12 protein-coding genes and 1 rRNA gene are annotated in these 15,476 nt (G+C 45.9%); 3 read left to right on the forward strand and 10 right to left on the reverse strand.

Annotated features, from left to right (window positions below):
* Positions 1–100 precede the first annotated feature (100 nt).
* From AACU28_RS23005 to trxA, 7 genes are all read right to left on the reverse strand, one after another.
* Positions 101–1,655: ribosomal RNA gene (locus tag AACU28_RS23005) — 16S ribosomal RNA — on the reverse strand.
* 605 nt (positions 1,656–2,260) lie between these two features.
* Positions 2,261–2,974 (reverse strand): NAD(P)H-flavin reductase, encoded by a 714-nt coding sequence (gene fre / locus AACU28_RS23010; protein ID WP_004736628.1) that lies wholly within the window; start codon positions 2,972–2,974, stop codon positions 2,261–2,263.
* A gap of 20 nt (positions 2,975–2,994) precedes the next feature.
* A complete protein-coding gene (locus AACU28_RS23015) occupies positions 2,995–3,264 on the reverse strand; it encodes a 2Fe-2S iron-sulfur cluster-binding protein (protein WP_004736629.1) in 270 nt (89 codons plus the stop codon).
* Entirely contained in the window at positions 3,261–5,102 is a 1,842-nt protein-coding gene (gene ubiD, locus AACU28_RS23020; RefSeq protein ID WP_121603638.1) for a 4-hydroxy-3-polyprenylbenzoate decarboxylase, read from the reverse strand. The genes AACU28_RS23015 and ubiD overlap by 4 nt, the downstream gene beginning before the upstream one ends.
* A 98-nt stretch (positions 5,103–5,200) precedes the next feature.
* Positions 5,201–6,196: a hypothetical protein gene (locus tag AACU28_RS23025; RefSeq protein WP_004736631.1), complete on the reverse strand. Its 996-nt coding sequence runs from the start codon at positions 6,194–6,196 to the stop codon at positions 5,201–5,203.
* Positions 6,197–6,306: 110 nt separating this feature from the next.
* Positions 6,307–7,566, reverse strand: coding sequence for a transcription termination factor Rho (gene rho / locus AACU28_RS23030; protein WP_029222011.1), 1,260 nt, complete (start codon positions 7,564–7,566; stop codon positions 6,307–6,309).
* Positions 7,567–7,766: 200 nt separating this feature from the next.
* The gene (gene trxA, locus AACU28_RS23035) at positions 7,767–8,093 is read right to left on the reverse strand and encodes a thioredoxin TrxA (RefSeq protein WP_004736635.1); all 327 of its coding nucleotides are present in this window, start codon (positions 8,091–8,093) and stop codon (positions 7,767–7,769) included.
* Positions 8,094–8,204: 111 nt separating this feature from the next.
* On the opposite strand from trxA, the gene rhlB reads away from it, so the two are divergent.
* Positions 8,205–9,515 carry an ATP-dependent RNA helicase RhlB gene (gene rhlB / locus AACU28_RS23040; protein WP_004736636.1) on the forward strand — a complete coding sequence of 437 codons (1,311 nt, stop codon included), beginning with the start codon at positions 8,205–8,207 and terminating at the stop codon, positions 9,513–9,515.
* Between the two features lie 6 nt (positions 9,516–9,521).
* Complete coding sequence (gppA, locus tag AACU28_RS23045; protein ID WP_017095448.1) at positions 9,522–11,015, forward strand: guanosine-5'-triphosphate,3'-diphosphate diphosphatase; 1,494 nt, start codon at positions 9,522–9,524, stop codon at positions 11,013–11,015.
* A 101-nt stretch (positions 11,016–11,116) separates the two neighbouring features.
* Here the strand turns inward: gppA and AACU28_RS23050 are convergent, their stop codons facing one another.
* The 3 genes from AACU28_RS23050 to recQ form a co-directional block, all read right to left on the reverse strand.
* Complete coding sequence (locus tag AACU28_RS23050; RefSeq protein ID WP_004736638.1) at positions 11,117–11,788, reverse strand: 7-cyano-7-deazaguanine/7-aminomethyl-7-deazaguanine transporter; 672 nt, start codon at positions 11,786–11,788, stop codon at positions 11,117–11,119.
* A 298-nt stretch (positions 11,789–12,086) separates the two neighbouring features.
* Positions 12,087–12,398, reverse strand: a complete 312-nt coding sequence (locus AACU28_RS23055; protein ID WP_059022278.1) for a DUF3630 family protein — start codon at positions 12,396–12,398, stop codon at positions 12,087–12,089.
* Between the two features lie 80 nt (positions 12,399–12,478).
* The gene (gene recQ, locus AACU28_RS23060) at positions 12,479–14,317 is read right to left on the reverse strand and encodes an ATP-dependent DNA helicase RecQ (RefSeq protein WP_121603639.1); all 1,839 of its coding nucleotides are present in this window, start codon (positions 14,315–14,317) and stop codon (positions 12,479–12,481) included.
* A gap of 179 nt (positions 14,318–14,496) precedes the next feature.
* On the opposite strand from recQ, the gene rarD reads away from it, so the two are divergent.
* Positions 14,497–15,405 carry an EamA family transporter RarD gene (rarD, locus tag AACU28_RS23065; protein WP_102576333.1) on the forward strand — a complete coding sequence of 303 codons (909 nt, stop codon included), beginning with the start codon at positions 14,497–14,499 and terminating at the stop codon, positions 15,403–15,405.
* Positions 15,406–15,476: the final 71 nt, after the last annotated feature.

Here is a 15,476-nt window from a genome sequence, read left to right on the forward strand (position 1 = left end):
AAAAGCTTTAATCAATAACTTACGTTATTAATTAAAGCTCTGGCTTTAACTAAATCTAAACCATCAATCTGTGTGGACACTCATCGTAAGTATCTTCGTATAAGGAGGTGATCCAGCCCCAGGTTCCCCTAGGGCTACCTTGTTACGACTTCACCCCAGTCATGAACCACAAAGTGGTGAGCGTCCTCCCCGAAAGGTTAAACTACCCACTTCTTTTGCAGCCCACTCCCATGGTGTGACGGGCGGTGTGTACAAGGCCCGGGAACGTATTCACCGTGACATTCTGATTCACGATTACTAGCGATTCCGACTTCATGGAGTCGAGTTGCAGACTCCAATCCGGACTACGACGCACTTTTTGGGATTCGCTCACTATCGCTAGCTTGCTGCCCTCTGTATGCGCCATTGTAGCACGTGTGTAGCCCTACTCGTAAGGGCCATGATGACTTGACGTCGTCCCCACCTTCCTCCGGTTTATCACCGGCAGTCTCCCTGGAGTTCCCGACATTACTCGCTGGCAAACAAGGATAAGGGTTGCGCTCGTTGCGGGACTTAACCCAACATTTCACAACACGAGCTGACGACAGCCATGCAGCACCTGTCTCAGAGTTCCCGAAGGCACACCTGTGTCTCCACTGGCTTCTCTGGATGTCAAGAGTAGGTAAGGTTCTTCGCGTTGCATCGAATTAAACCACATGCTCCACCGCTTGTGCGGGCCCCCGTCAATTCATTTGAGTTTTAATCTTGCGACCGTACTCCCCAGGCGGTCTACTTAACGCGTTAGCTCCGAAAGCCACGGCTCAAGGCCACAACCTCCAAGTAGACATCGTTTACGGCGTGGACTACCAGGGTATCTAATCCTGTTTGCTCCCCACGCTTTCGCATCTGAGTGTCAGTGTCTGTCCAGGGGGCCGCCTTCGCCACTGGTATTCCTTCAGATCTCTACGCATTTCACCGCTACACCTGAAATTCTACCCCCCTCTACAGCACTCTAGTTCACCAGTTTCAAATGCAGTTCCGAGGTTGAGCCCCGGGCTTTCACATCTGACTTAATGAACCACCTGCATGCGCTTTACGCCCAGTAATTCCGATTAACGCTCGCACCCTCCGTATTACCGCGGCTGCTGGCACGGAGTTAGCCGGTGCTTCTTCTGTTGCTAACGTCAAGAGATAACGCTATTAACGTTACCCCCTTCCTCACAACTGAAAGTACTTTACAACCCGAAGGCCTTCTTCATACACGCGGCATGGCTGCATCAGGCTTTCGCCCATTGTGCAATATTCCCCACTGCTGCCTCCCGTAGGAGTCTGGACCGTGTCTCAGTTCCAGTGTGGCTGATCATCCTCTCAGACCAGCTAGGGATCGTCGCCTTGGTGAGCCATTACCTCACCAACTAGCTAATCCCACCTAGGCATATCTTGACGCGAGAGGCCCGAAGGTCCCCCTCTTTGGCCCGTAGGCATTATGCGGTATTAGCCATCGTTTCCAATGGTTATCCCCCACATCAAGGCAATTTCCTAGGCATTACTCACCCGTCCGCCGCTCGACGCCCATTAACGCACCCGAAGGATTGTTAGTGTCGTTTCCGCTCGACTTGCATGTGTTAGGCCTGCCGCCAGCGTTCAATCTGAGCCATGATCAAACTCTTCAATTTAAGATTTTGTGACTCAACGAATACTGACTTCAAAACTAATATTTACCGCCCTTTCGAAAAAGAACAGAAACATGTAATTCTAAAGCTATTACCATTCCAACAGAATGGTAATGAATTGACTGTGCCAAATAACCCCTCTCTATAAAGAAAGTAATTATTCGTATTGGTCACTCAGTTCATTGAAATCAATTTGTTACCGAAGTAACTGTTATTACGCTCTTTCGAAAAAGAACCAATAACGTTTTGATATTCATCAACGAGTGCCCACACAGATTGATAGGTTTAAATTGTTAAAGAGCTTCACTTGTTGAGCGTTCCTTTTAAGTAAGGAGCCTCTCTAAGTGGACGGCCATTCTAGCGAATTAACATTCAGTGTCAAACACTTTTTGAAAATTAATTTTTTGTCGCTTTCCGTCTAACTGATTGTTGCTGAAGCCTTGTGGCGTCTGCCGTCTCAGTGGTGTCGCATTATAGGGAACCCACTCAGCTTAGCAACTACTTTTTCATAAAAAATGAATAAATAGGGGTTAACTGCCTAATAGTTCACCTAAACAGAAAAAAGAGAACATTTCTGCTCTCTTTTCGCTCAAAACCCAAAAGAATTCTTAGATAAATGCGTAAGCATCTGCGTACATATGGTCACGCTTTGCTTCTTTATTCTGAGTAAACATGTCTCTTGCAGCGCCTGCCATTTCGAAACGACCCGCAATGTAGATATCGAAATCAGCTAATGATTCGAAACTTTGCGTGATTGCTTCTAATACATTACCCGTTTGGCCGTTCCAAACTTCAGGTGCTTCTTCTACTACTGGTACAAAATGCACATTGCTGTGTTTTGCTGCAATGTCGACAAGCTCTTCTTTCGCATACAGCTGACACTCATCTTTTGCACCCCAGTATAGATGAATCTCTTTTTTACTGTTCTGCGCGATGCAGTGATCGAGAATAGAGCGCACGTAGCTAAAGCCAGTACCACCAGCAATTAGTAACAGAGGACGATCGCTTTCTTCTTTAACCCACGCATCACCGTGCGGAGCATCAATAGCTATATCGCCATCTTCAGCTTGCGCTTTCTTCATTGCCTCAACGACTTCTGAAGCGTAAGCATTGTGCTCAGCTGCACCAATGTGTAACTCAAGCTCGCCTTCATGGCGACAAGGGCTGCTTGCAATCGAAAATGGACGCTTATCTTTCTCGCCCATTTCAACCATCAGATATTGGCCCGCTTTAAAAGCGACCGGTGTTTCTGGGTGAAGTAGGATTTGGTAAGTATTACAAGCCAAAGGCTCGATAGACTTCACTTTACATTTAATAGTCATGTTCTTCCTCTTACTAACCCTTAATCGGCAAAGGTTAGAACTAAATTACTTTCTGCAAATGCTTGGCAAGCAAAAATCCAACCTTGTAGCTGCTCTTTCTCTGTGAGCATGGGTTCAAGGTGGTAACTCACTTGCCCTTCTAATTTTTTGCACATGCACATCGCGCATGCACCAACTTGGCAACGGTTTGGGAAATAGATATCGCTGTTGAGCGCAGCATCCAAGACCGTTTGCCCTTTTTCTACAATAAAACTGATGTTTTCTGGGTATAAGACTACTTGGTAGCTCATGAAATTCCTAGCTGTTCCCAGATGCTATCAATCTTTTTAACAACATCAGGATCTTTTGTGATTGGAACACCCCACTCACGCAGGCATTCGCCTTCCCACTTATTGGTCGCATCTAGACCCATTTTTGAGTGTCCTGTTTCATTCTGTAGGAACAACGTATCTCTGGCCGGATCCATTCTTGTGGTCACCGCCCAAATAATGTCATTCCAATCACTCACGTTGACATCGCCGTCACACACGATAACAAACTTGTTCTCATCAAATTGAGACCAAACCGCTTCCATGATTTTCTTACCATTACCTGCAGCTTGCTTATCAATAGACACCACAACCATGTTGGCATTATCGTTTTGCAGGTGAATATCAATAATTTCAGGTTGAGTCTTGGTTAACTCAGCTAAGCTGCCCTCTATATGTTCACTATTTACAGGTGCTGATTCGACATCTGGCGATAGTGTTAACTCGGCATCCCACTTCTTAGTGATGTCTAGGCCCATCTTAGAACCTAACCCAACCACAGGTGATGCAAAATCCAATGAATCGATCGGCGTGTGCTCTATCATCAAGCTATCGCGTGACGGATCCATATGTTCACACATAGCAGCGGTCACTTGAGACCAGTCTCGTGCATTCACATCTTCATCGCACACCAATACAAACTTGGTGTACATGAATTGGCGTAAGAAAGACCATACACCCATCATCACTCGCTTAGCGTGACCTGGGTATTGCTTCTTCATGGTTACTACTGCCATTCGGTATGAACAACCTTCAGGCGGTAGATAGAAATCTTCAATCTCTGGGAACTGCTTTTGAAGAATAGGAACAAACACTTCATTTAACGCAACACCCAATACCGCAGGCTCATCAGGTGGACGGCCAGTATAGGTGCTGTGATAGATAGGGTTTTCGCGCATGGTTACATGAGTAATAGTGAACACATGGTGCTTTTCTTTCTCGTTGTAGTAACCAGTATGATCTCCGTAAGGCCCTTCGTCCGCGAACTCATTCGGGTCGATGTAACCTTCCATCACGATTTCCGCACTTGCAGGAACGTCTAAATCATTGCTGATTGATTTAACAACCTCAGTTTTACTACCGCGTAGTAAACCTGCAAATGCGTATTCCGATAAAGTATCCGGCACTGGCGTAACCGCACCAAGAATGGTGGCAGGATCTGCTCCAAACGCTACAGAGACTGGGAATGGTTTGCCTGGGTTTGTTTCCATCCAATCACGCAGATCAAGCGCTCCACCACGGTGGGCTAACCAACGCATAATGACTTTATTCTTGCCGATCTTTTGCTGGCGATAGATGCCTAAGTTTTGGCGTTTCTTATTAGGACCGCGAGTAACCGTTAATCCCCATGTTAGCAATGGCGCGACATCGTCGGCCCAACAGCTCATCACGGGGATTTTATCTAGGTCGACGTCATCACCCTGCCATATCACTTGTTGGCATGCCGCTTTACGAAGACGTTTAGCTGGCATATTTAAGACTTGCTTAAACACCGGCAGTTTATCGAGAGCGTCTTTAAAGCCTTTAGGTGGCTCAGGTTCCTTTAGGTAAGCTAACAACTTACCCACTTCACGCAGTTCTTTCACTTCCTGACGACCCATACCAATAGCCACACGATTAGGTGTACCAAATAGATTGGTTAAAACAGGCATGTCATAACCTATTGGATTTTCAAACAAAAGAGCCGGGCCACCAGCACGTAGAGTACGGTCGCTAATCTCGGTCATTTCATAGTCTGGATCGACTGGGTGAGAAATGCGTTTCAACTGACCAATACTTTCAAGATGGTCGATAAAATCACGTAAATCTTTAAAACTCATAGGACTTCTACATGCTGATTATTCTGCGCTCAGTATATCAAAAAGGGTGACGCTGAGATCCCCCTTTTTAGTGTGGTTATTGAGAGGCAAAATCCACTTTACGGTAATGCTTGCTCGATCAAAGAGCTCTTCACCTGAGGGTTATCATTTACAAGATCTTGCAACCATCGCGTATGACCTTGTTTGGCTAATTCACGGGCGACTAATGGCGCTTCATCGGCAATCGCCATCCTAGAGACAAGAAACTCCTTCACCTCTTCTGATAGCGGGTTAACCTTGGTAAGCAAAGTAATCGCTTCATCTTTCAAACGAGGGTTCTTAGTCGCAGCCATTACTTGTTCAAGTGCGAACGCTTGTTTGGTTTCAGCAAGGCGGACTAGCTCAGCTTGGCTATGATAATCGGCCTTCATTCGCCATAGAATCTTGTAGACCTCTGGGTCTTCGCTCACTTGCGCTAATCGAACCACCACCTCAGTAGAAGGTAGCCAGCTAACAATCGAGGAGGCCGTGAGTTGCTTAGTCAGATAATCAACCGCTTCAGGAGACAAACTGTCTAGCTCTCTGATTAACAATGCTTCTCGTGTTTGAACTTGATGCTCAGATCCAGATAACCACTCTTTTAGGTCGAGTTCTTGTTTCTCTGCATCTAACACAAACACCAGCGTCTTCTGGTCTTGGCGCCACTGTTTGATGAGCCGGTTGGCAATCGAAGGGTAATTAAAGGCAGGTACCGTAAACTCATAACCATCTCCACGCTCTAAAACTTGGTAAGTTGGCGTGATAGCGAGTTGCTGCTCAATGAAGATAGACATCTTGGGGGTGAGGACAATTTTTTGCTGTTCGAGCTTCTTCAAGAGTTGGTAACGAGCCACTTCTTGTTGGGGAAATGTCAGACGCTCAAGCGCGAAGCGCAGAGAATTGACTTCGTCACGTACGACAAATTCGAGTAATTCAGCAGTTTTCAGTTTTACTTGATCATTCTCAAGCCAAGACTCTACTGTAATTGGAGACATCTCGGTGGCATAGCTCATACCGACCGGGGAAAGTAACAGTGAAGTAGACAGGAGTAATGATGACAACAGTCCATGTTGCATTTTAACTTCCTTTTAACACTTTTGCTCATTCTGCAAGCTGTCGCTATAAAATGCAAATAAAAAGCGCCACCCGAAGGCAGCGCTTTTTAATAACTATCAGCTAATCAAGACTACTGACGACGCATTGCGTCAAAGAACTCATCGTTCGTTTTAGTCATTGCTAACTTGTCGATAAGGAATTCCATTGCATCAGTTTCGCCCATAGGGTGAACAATCTTACGCAGGATCCACATCTTCTGTAATTCATCGCTCTTAGTAAGAAGCTCTTCACGACGAGTACCAGAGCGGTTGAAATCAATCGCTGGGAATACACGTTTTTCAGCAATCTTACGGTTAAGGTGCAGTTCCATGTTACCTGTACCTTTAAATTCTTCGTAGATTACTTCATCCATCTTAGAACCAGTATCAACCAGTGCTGTTGCGATGATAGTTAAGCTACCACCTTCTTCTACGTTACGTGCCGCACCGAAGAAACGCTTTGGACGATGTAGAGCATTCGCATCAACACCACCAGTAAGAACTTTACCTGATGAAGGAATCACAGTGTTGTAAGCACGAGCTAGACGAGTGATTGAGTCCAGTAGGATAACCACGTCTTTTTTGTGTTCAACAAGACGCTTCGCCTTCTCGATTACCATTTCTGCTACTTGTACGTGGCGAGATGCTGGCTCATCGAAAGTCGATGCGATTACTTCGCCTTTAACTAGGCGCTGCATTTCTGTTACTTCTTCTGGACGCTCATCGATAAGTAGAACCATTAGTTCACACTCAGGATGGTTGCGTGCAATGCTTTGTGCAATATTTTGCAGAAGCATTGTTTTACCTGCTTTAGGCGGAGCAACAATCAGACCACGCTGGCCTTTACCTATAGGTGAAGCAAGGTCAAGAATTCGAGCTGTGATATCTTCAGTCGCACCATTACCCGCTTCCATCACCATACGTTCGTTGGCGTGAAGAGGAGTCAGGTTTTCAAAAAGGATTTTGTTACGAGCGTTGTCTGGCTTGTCGTAGTTAACCGTGTTTACTTTAAGCAGTGCAAAGTAACGTTCGCCATCTTTAGGTGGACGGATTTTACCGCCAATCGAGTCACCGGTGCGAAGGTTAAAACGACGAATCTGGCTTGGTGATACGTAAATATCATCTGGCCCAGCAAGGTACGAACTGTCGCCGCTACGCAGGAAACCAAAACCGTCTTGAAGAATTTCTAGAACACCATCACCAAAGATGTCTTCACCACTTTTTGCATGCGCTTTAAGGATGGAGAAGATAATGTCTTGTTTTCTTAGGCGAGCTTGATTTTCAAGACCTAGGCTTTCGCTAAGTTTAACAAGTTCAGACACAGGTCTGTTCTTCAGTTCAGTAAGATTCATAGTGGTGGAAGTTTGTTTAGTCAAAATAGGATCTGTTTTCTTAAGTTAAGAAGGAGTTGGTCACAGGATCGACCAAGAAGAGAAATTCGTTCAATTAACGTGCGATAAATTAGCACTAAAACTAAGACTAGTCCATAGCTTAGAAAAAACAAAACCGCGCATTTGTTAACTGCGCGGTTTCTTTTCAAAGGCTCACCTAGTTAAAGGTTAGCGTCTAGGAACTCTTTAAGTTGAGTTTTAGACAATGCACCAACTTTAGTTGCTGCTACGCCGCCATCTTTGAAAAGAAGCAGCGTTGGAATGCCACGAATACCAAATTTTGGTGGAGTTCCAGCATTTTGGTCGATATTTAATTTACCGATTGTGAGCTTGCCTTCGTACTCGTTTGCGATTTCATCAAGAATCGGCGCAATCATTTTACATGGACCACACCATTCTGCCCAAAAATCAACAAGAACAGGGCCTGCAGCATTGATTACATCGTTATCAAAACCGTCATCAGTTAGCTGCAAAATCTTATCACTCATCTTCCACTCCAATGTATTTTTTAGAACTGGTTGGATGATAACCAGTAAATAGATGCCCTATTGGAATGTATTTACTTTCGTATTGCAAGCTTAAGCTGATATTCTATAGCAATGAAAAAGACGCATATCACAGAGCAAAAGTTCGCCGACTTGGATTTACTTCCTCAAGTCATTGAAGGATTGGAGAAAAAAGGGTTCGATTATTGTACCCCTATCCAAGCCTTGGCGCTCCCGGTACTGCTCACCGGCCAAGACATTGCAGGCCAGGCCCAAACGGGTACTGGTAAAACGCTTGCGTTTCTAACTGCTACTTTTAACCACCTGCTAAAAACACCTGAGCATGAAGGGCGTAAGCCTAACCAGCCACGTGCAATTATTATGGCACCAACGCGTGAACTCGCGATTCAGATCTACAACGATGCTGACTCTCTGGTTGAAAGCACGGGTATCAAAGCAGCACTCGCTTACGGTGGCGAAAGCTACGACAAGCAGCTAGGTAAAATCGAAGAAGGCGCAGATATCTTAATTGGTACTACTGGCCGTATCATCGATTTCTACAAGCAGAAGGTATTTAACCTTAACCACATTCAAGCTGTTGTTCTTGACGAAGCTGATCGCATGTTCGATCTTGGTTTCATCAAAGACATCCGCTTCTTGTTCCGCCGTATGCCTGAGCCAAAAGATCGCCTGAACATGCTGTTCTCTGCGACGCTTTCTTACCGCGTACAAGAGCTAGCGTTCGAGCACATGCACAACCCAGAGCACGTGGTTGTTGAGCCTGAGCGTAAAACAGGTCACCGCATTCAAGAAGAGCTGTTCTACCCTTCTAACGAACATAAGATGGCTCTTCTGCAAACGTTAATCGAAGAAGAATGGCCAGATCGCGCAATCATCTTCGCTAATACGAAGCACAAATGTGAATCAGTTTGGGGCCACTTGGCTGCCGATGGTCACCGTGTAGGCCTGCTAACTGGCGATGTTCCTCAGAAGAAACGTGAAAAAATTCTTGAGCAGTTCACCAAAGGTGATGTTGACCTTCTTGTCGCAACTGATGTTGCAGCTCGTGGCCTACACATTCCTCAAGTAACACACGTATTCAACTTCGACCTACCTGATGATTGCGAAGATTACGTTCACCGTATCGGTCGTACAGGTCGTGCTGGTGAAAGCGGTCACTCGATCAGCTTTGCTTGTGAAGATTACGCAATCAACTTGCCACCAATCGAAGAATACATTGAGCATGCTATCCCAATGTCTGACTACGATGCTTCTGCACTACTAGAAGATCTGCCAGCACCGATGCGCTTACGTACACGTAACCCGCAACAACGCCGCTCAAACAACAATGGCCCACGCAACGGTAACCGTAAACCAAACCAGAACCGTCGCCCACGCCAACCGCGTCATAACAAGGAAGCTTAGTCGCTTATGAGTCAAACAGTGTCACCCCCGCTTTATGCTGCAATCGACCTCGGGTCGAACAGTTTTCATATGCTCGTTGTGCGTCACATCGATGGCAGCGTACAAACCATGGCTAAGATTAAGCGTAAAGTGCGTTTAGCAGCAGGCTTAAATGAAAATAATGCGCTTAGTACAGAAGCTATGCAGCGCGGTTGGGACTGTTTGAGTCTCTTTGCAGAGCGACTGCAAGATATTCCGAAAGAAAATATCCGCATTGTGGGTACAGCGACCCTACGTACCGCTATCAATGTGGATATATTTCTAGAGAAAGCGAACCAGATTCTTGGTTACGACATCAATGTTATCTCTGGTGAAGAAGAAGCTGCGACTATTTACAAAGGCGTAGCACACACTTCTGGTGGCAGTGGCCGCCGACTAGTGGTTGATATTGGTGGCGCAAGCACCGAAATGATCATAGGTGAAGGCTTCTCAGCGAAAGCACTAACTAGCCTGAAGATGGGCTGTGTTACCTGGCTTGAGCGTCACTTTAAAGATCGCCAATTAACCGCAACCAACTTTAACAATGCCATTGAAGCGGCTAAGTCTACGTTGGCTCCTATTCTAGATAGCTACACTGATATCGGATGGGATGTGTGTGTTGGTGCCAGTGGTACCGTTCAAGCACTGCAAGAAATCATGTTGGCGCAAGGCATGGATGAAGTCATTACTCATGCCAAACTTAAGCGTCTACAGAAACAAGCTATGATTACCGAGCGCTTGGAAGAGCTAGAAATAGAAGGATTGACCCTAGAGCGTGCATTAGTGTTCCCAAGTGGCCTTTCTATTCTTATCGCTATTTTTGAGCTACTTGAAATTGATTCAATGACACTCGCAGGCGGTGCACTCCGTGAAGGCCTAGCCTACGAGATGGTGGATGAACTTCGCCAAGAAGATATTCGTGCGCGTACCGTCAAGAGCGTGCAATCACGCTACCAAATGGACGTAAGCTACGGTGAACAAGTTGCTGTCGTCGCACAAACTCTGTTAGAGCAAGCGGGCGCCGAAGAGTGGGTTTCAGAACCTCAAGCTGGCGTGCTATTGCAAACCGCAGCTAAGCTTCATGAGATTGGTTTAACCATCGATTTCAAAAAAGGCGGCGAGCACAGCGCTTACCTACTGCAGAACTTAGACCTGCCAGGCTTTACTCGAGCGCAAAAGCACTACTTGGGTGAGTTAACACGTCGCTACCGTGAACAGTTAACCTCATTGCCAGAGCAACATGCAATCTCAGGCACCAGCAGCAAGCGTATTTTACGAATTCTGCGTTTAGCTATTTTGCTGACCCACCGTCGCAATCCAGCGCTAGAGCCTGAGTTTAAGCTTGCAACCGATGGTAACAACCTGACCTTAACGCTTTCTAAGCAATGGCTAGCAGACAACCCGCTGACCGCTGCTGAGCTAGAGATCGAGTCGAATAGACAAACCGATATTGGCTGGCCATTGAATATTGAATGCCTCTGATATTAGTATCTGACGCTAGAAATTAAAAAAGCCCAAGTTAGTAGCCTAACTTGGGCTTTTTCTTATCGCTGCATTAATGCTTTGTGTTACAAATCTCAAACTTAAGCGTTAACACCTGTCGCTTTAAAATCAGGGTTCACTGCGGTTAACTTCTTAACCACGTAATTAAGAAGCACACCGTACATCGGCACGAACAAACCTAAGCTAATGATGAGTTTGAATCCGTAATCAACCAACGCAATCTCAGTCCAGTGCTCAGCCATGAATGGATCTGGGCTTTGGTAGAAGGCAATCGCAAAGAACGCGATGGTATCAATGGCATTACCAAAAAGTGTCGAACACGTTGGCGCAACCCACCATTGCTTCATTTGGCGTAAGCGGTTGAACACATGCACATCCAAGATCTGACCGAGCAAATAAGCCATGAAGCTTGCCGCTGCGATGCGTGCAACAAACAGGTTGAACTCGCCTAGTTGGCTAAAGCCTTGGAATGAACCTTCAAAGAACACCACAGACAATAAATAAGAAACGGCCAGTGCAGGCAACATCACTAAGAAAATAATTTTACGAGCAAGCTGCGCGCCAAAAATGCGTACTGTGAGATCGGTCGCTAGGAAGATAAACGGGAAAGTGAAAGCACCCCAAGTGGTGTGCATACCGAAGACGGTAAAAGGTAGCTGAACCAAATAGTTGCTTGACGCAATAATCACCAAATGGAACAAAACTAATAGTGCTAGGGCTTTGCGCTGTTGCGCAGGGGTAAAGTTACTCATGCTGTACCTTTTTAGTTTGGTTTGGGGGTGAGGGAACCCAAATCGAGTCATTTCTTCGAATAAACTAAGAAAGCTCTTACCAATAATGTGAATTAAAAATGTTTCTATAAATTGCTCTGCTGAGCGGCGGGCGATTATACATTAATCAATTTTGGCTGCAATGGTGAGAACAAACGCAAACGTTTATCCTCACTTTTATTGGTGAACGACGCTAGAAGCTCTGTTTTTTAAAGCTATGTTTTTAGAAGCGATGCTAAACGTTAGAAACCACGCTTGAAGTTAGAAACCATGCCAAAAGTTAGAAACCGCGCTTGAAAAGCGTCGCGAGATAATCAAACTCTTCTCGGCTTTCTTCCGCGTTTAGCGACTCAAACCAAATTGATTCGCTGTAATGCTCAGACTTTAAAAACATTCGACAATCTTCAAAATCAATCAACCAAGAGTGCATATCGGCGTCCCATTGTTTTTCAACTATAGACGCTGACAGTAACGCCACTAGCTTTTCACCTAACACTTCGTAAGAATCAAAATCAAAACTCGGAGACGTAATCAATAAACGCCCTTCCTCAGCCAAATACTCTCTTAAGCCAAATTCTGTTTGTGTTGTCATGTCCCTATTAACCTTATTCTTTTTCTATAAACTAACCGTTCTTATAAGCTAAACGCTTCTGAAAACTAGCAATCAGCCAATTAGCCGTGTGTGGTGATGTGTTCTTGAATCAAATCTAAGAATGGATCAGCGTACTTATCGAGTTTGCGTTGACCGACACCATTCACTGCCAGCATCTCACCATAAGATGTGGGTAGGATTTCAGCCATATCAATCAGCGTCGCATCACTGAATACCACATAAGGTGGTAAGCCATCTTCATCAGCAATCGACTTACGCAGCTTACGCAGTTTCGCAAACAGCTTCTTATCGTAGTTCTTACTGCTCAGCTTGTCGGACTTCGCATTACGCACCGCGGTATCTAAACGAGGAACAGCCAACTCCAAAGACATCTCACCACGCAGTAACGGGCGGGCTTCTTCTGTTAACTGTAATGTCGAGTTACGAGTAATGTTCTGGAACAGCAAGCCTTTGTGAATCAACTGACGGAAGATACTGATCCAGTAATCATGACTATGGTCGCGGCCAATACCGTAAGTAGACAATTTATCGTGGCCATTATCACGGACACGGATGTTCTGCATGCCACGCATAACTTCGACCACGTAGCCCATACCAAACGACTGATTGACACGGTACACACAAGACAATGCCTTCTGCGCTTCTTTAGTCGCATCAAAATGCTTAGGTGGATCGAGGCAGATATCGCAGTTGCCACATTGCTTCTCGCGATATTCGCCAAAATAGTTCAATAGAACCTGACGACGACAGGTTTGCGCTTCGGCAAAGGCACTCATCGCGTTCAGCTTGTGCATCTCGACTTGTTTCTGTGGGCCTTCTTCTTTCTCATCCAGCATGCGACGCAGCCAACCCATATCAGCCGGGTCAAACAGCATCATTGCTTCAGCAGGCAAGCCATCACGACCCGCACGGCCAGTCTCTTGATAGTAAGATTCGATATTGCGTGGAATATCAAAGTGCACCACAAAGCGCACGTTGGGTTTATTGATACCCATACCGAAGGCCACAGTCGCTACCACGATCTGAATATCATCACGTTGGAAAGCTTCTTGAACGTAAGCACGTTCGTCGGTATCCATGCCAGCATGGTAACCCGCAGCGCGAATACCGTTATTGCACAGCTTCTCGGTCACCATCTCCACTTTCTTGCGACTACCACAGTAGATGATGCCGCAATTGCCTTTCTGTGTTTCTAGGTAGCGAACCACCTGTGACACGGGCTTATGCTTCTCAACCAAGTTGTAACGAATATTAGGGCGATCGAAGCTACCTAAATGCGTATGCGGATCCACCAACTGCAAACGCGAGATAATATCTTTGCGCGTTGCATCATCAGCGGTTGCCGTTAGCGCCATATAAGGCACATCCGGAAAATACTGTTTAAGCTGGCCTAATGATGCATATTCAGGGCGGAAATCGTGTCCCCACTGAGAGATACAGTGCGCTTCATCGACCGCAATCATCGAAAGCGGTAAGCCTTGTAGACGCTCGATAAAGTCACGCATCAACACGCGCTCTGGCGAGACATACACCATTTTCAACTGACCTGAGTTCATACGATTAAAGACCGAAATCAGGTTCTCTCGCGGCATCGACGAGTTAATGCACTCTGCCGCGACACCGTTGGCTTTCAACTGATCAACCTGGTCTTTCATCAACGAAATCAGCGGTGAGATAACCAGAGTCAGCCCTTCACGAACCAAAGCCGGGATTTGGTAACACAGAGATTTACCGCCACCGGTTGGCATAATCACCAAGCTGTCTTTGCCCTCAACGGCCAAATCAATGACCTCTTGCTGACCATCGCGAAAGCTTTGATAGCCGAACACATCTTGCAAGATGGTTTGCGCATCATTCGCGGGAGTTGGTATTTGCTCAGCAATCAGAGTGGCGGTCATTATGGTTCCTAATCGAGGTATGAAATCAGCAAGCATCTTCGGCAAGCAAGTCGCACATTGTAGAGGGGAACGCTGGCGAATTAAACCGCAAATTGTTAGGTGAAAAGGGTTATCGCTCCTATACTGACCAACTCTCTTATAAATCTTATTAATAAGCACTCAGTGCTAGAGAAAGATGCATGACACAGGAAGAACAACAACGTACGCGCCAGGGAGTTTTGCTTGCCGTCGGCGCCTACACCATGTGGGGGATCGCCCCTATATATTTCAAATCTTTAAGTGACGTATCCCCGTTAGAGATCCTTAGCCACCGTGTAGTATGGTCCTTTTTCCTACTCGCTTTCTTACTGCACATTGGCCGCAGCTGGCGTAAAGTCCGCGACATCCTGACCTCGAAACCAAAAATGCTCTATTTGGTGGCGACGTCTATTTTGGTGGGCGCTAACTGGCTTATTTTTATTTGGGCGGTGAATTCCAATCACATGCTTGATGCCAGCTTGGGGTATTACATCAACCCACTGATTAACGTGTTGCTCGGGATGCTCTTCCTCGGCGAACGCTTACGTAAGCTGCAATGGTTTGCAGTGGCTCTTGCTGCGATTGGCGTATTAATCCAATTAATTGCCTTCGGTTCAGTGCCGATCGTCGCCATTGCCCTAGCCTTTAGCTTCGGTTTTTATGGCTTACTGCGTAAAAAGGTGAGCTTAGAAGCGCAAACAGGTTTGTTCATTGAGACTCTGGTTATGTTGCCTCTCGCAGCAACGTACCTACTGTTTATTGCTGATAGCCCAACCTCGGACTTCTCAATGAACCCGATGCAACTCAATCTATTATTGGTTGCGGCTGGTGTTATTACCACCATTCCACTGCTGTGCTTTACTGGCGCTGCAACACGCTTGAAGCTATCGACCCTCGGCTTCTTCCAGTACATTGGACCAAGCTTAATGTTCTTGCTAGCGGTGCTGATTTATGGCGAAGCGTTTACCAGTGACAAAGCGATTACCTTCGCCTTTATTTGGGGAGCGTTGGTGATATTCAGCTTTGACGGTCTGCGTAACAACAGAAAGAACAAACGCGCTAAGCAGTAACACTGATCGTTTTTTACAAGACAATACCTTAATACGAAGATAAGCTTGGTTGAATTGATGACTATTTGACC

The sequence above is a fragment of the Vibrio sp. SBT000027 genome, assembly GCF_963894355.1.
GTDB classification, from domain to species: domain Bacteria; phylum Pseudomonadota; class Gammaproteobacteria; order Enterobacterales; family Vibrionaceae; genus Vibrio; species Vibrio splendidus.

Coding starts and splice junctions, on each gene's coding strand:
- fre (WP_004736628.1), bottom strand. CDS start 2,974: ATGACTATTAAATGTAAAGTGAAGTCTATCGAGCCTTTGGCTTGTAAT.
- AACU28_RS23015 (WP_004736629.1), bottom strand. CDS start 3,264: ATGAGCTACCAAGTAGTCTTATACCCAGAAAACATCAGTTTTATTGTA.
- ubiD (WP_121603638.1), bottom strand. CDS start 5,102: ATGAGTTTTAAAGATTTACGTGATTTTATCGACCATCTTGAAAGTATT.
- AACU28_RS23025 (WP_004736631.1), bottom strand. CDS start 6,196: ATGCAACATGGACTGTTGTCATCATTACTCCTGTCTACTTCACTGTTA.
- rho (WP_029222011.1), bottom strand. CDS start 7,566: ATGAATCTTACTGAACTGAAGAACAGACCTGTGTCTGAACTTGTTAAA.
- trxA (WP_004736635.1), bottom strand. CDS start 8,093: ATGAGTGATAAGATTTTGCAGCTAACTGATGACGGTTTTGATAACGAT.
- rhlB (WP_004736636.1), top strand. CDS start 8,205: ATGAAAAAGACGCATATCACAGAGCAAAAGTTCGCCGACTTGGATTTA.
- gppA (WP_017095448.1), top strand. CDS start 9,522: ATGAGTCAAACAGTGTCACCCCCGCTTTATGCTGCAATCGACCTCGGG.
- AACU28_RS23050 (WP_004736638.1), bottom strand. CDS start 11,788: ATGAGTAACTTTACCCCTGCGCAACAGCGCAAAGCCCTAGCACTATTA.
- AACU28_RS23055 (WP_059022278.1), bottom strand. CDS start 12,398: ATGACAACACAAACAGAATTTGGCTTAAGAGAGTATTTGGCTGAGGAA.
- recQ (WP_121603639.1), bottom strand. CDS start 14,317: ATGACCGCCACTCTGATTGCTGAGCAAATACCAACTCCCGCGAATGAT.
- rarD (WP_102576333.1), top strand. CDS start 14,497: ATGACACAGGAAGAACAACAACGTACGCGCCAGGGAGTTTTGCTTGCC.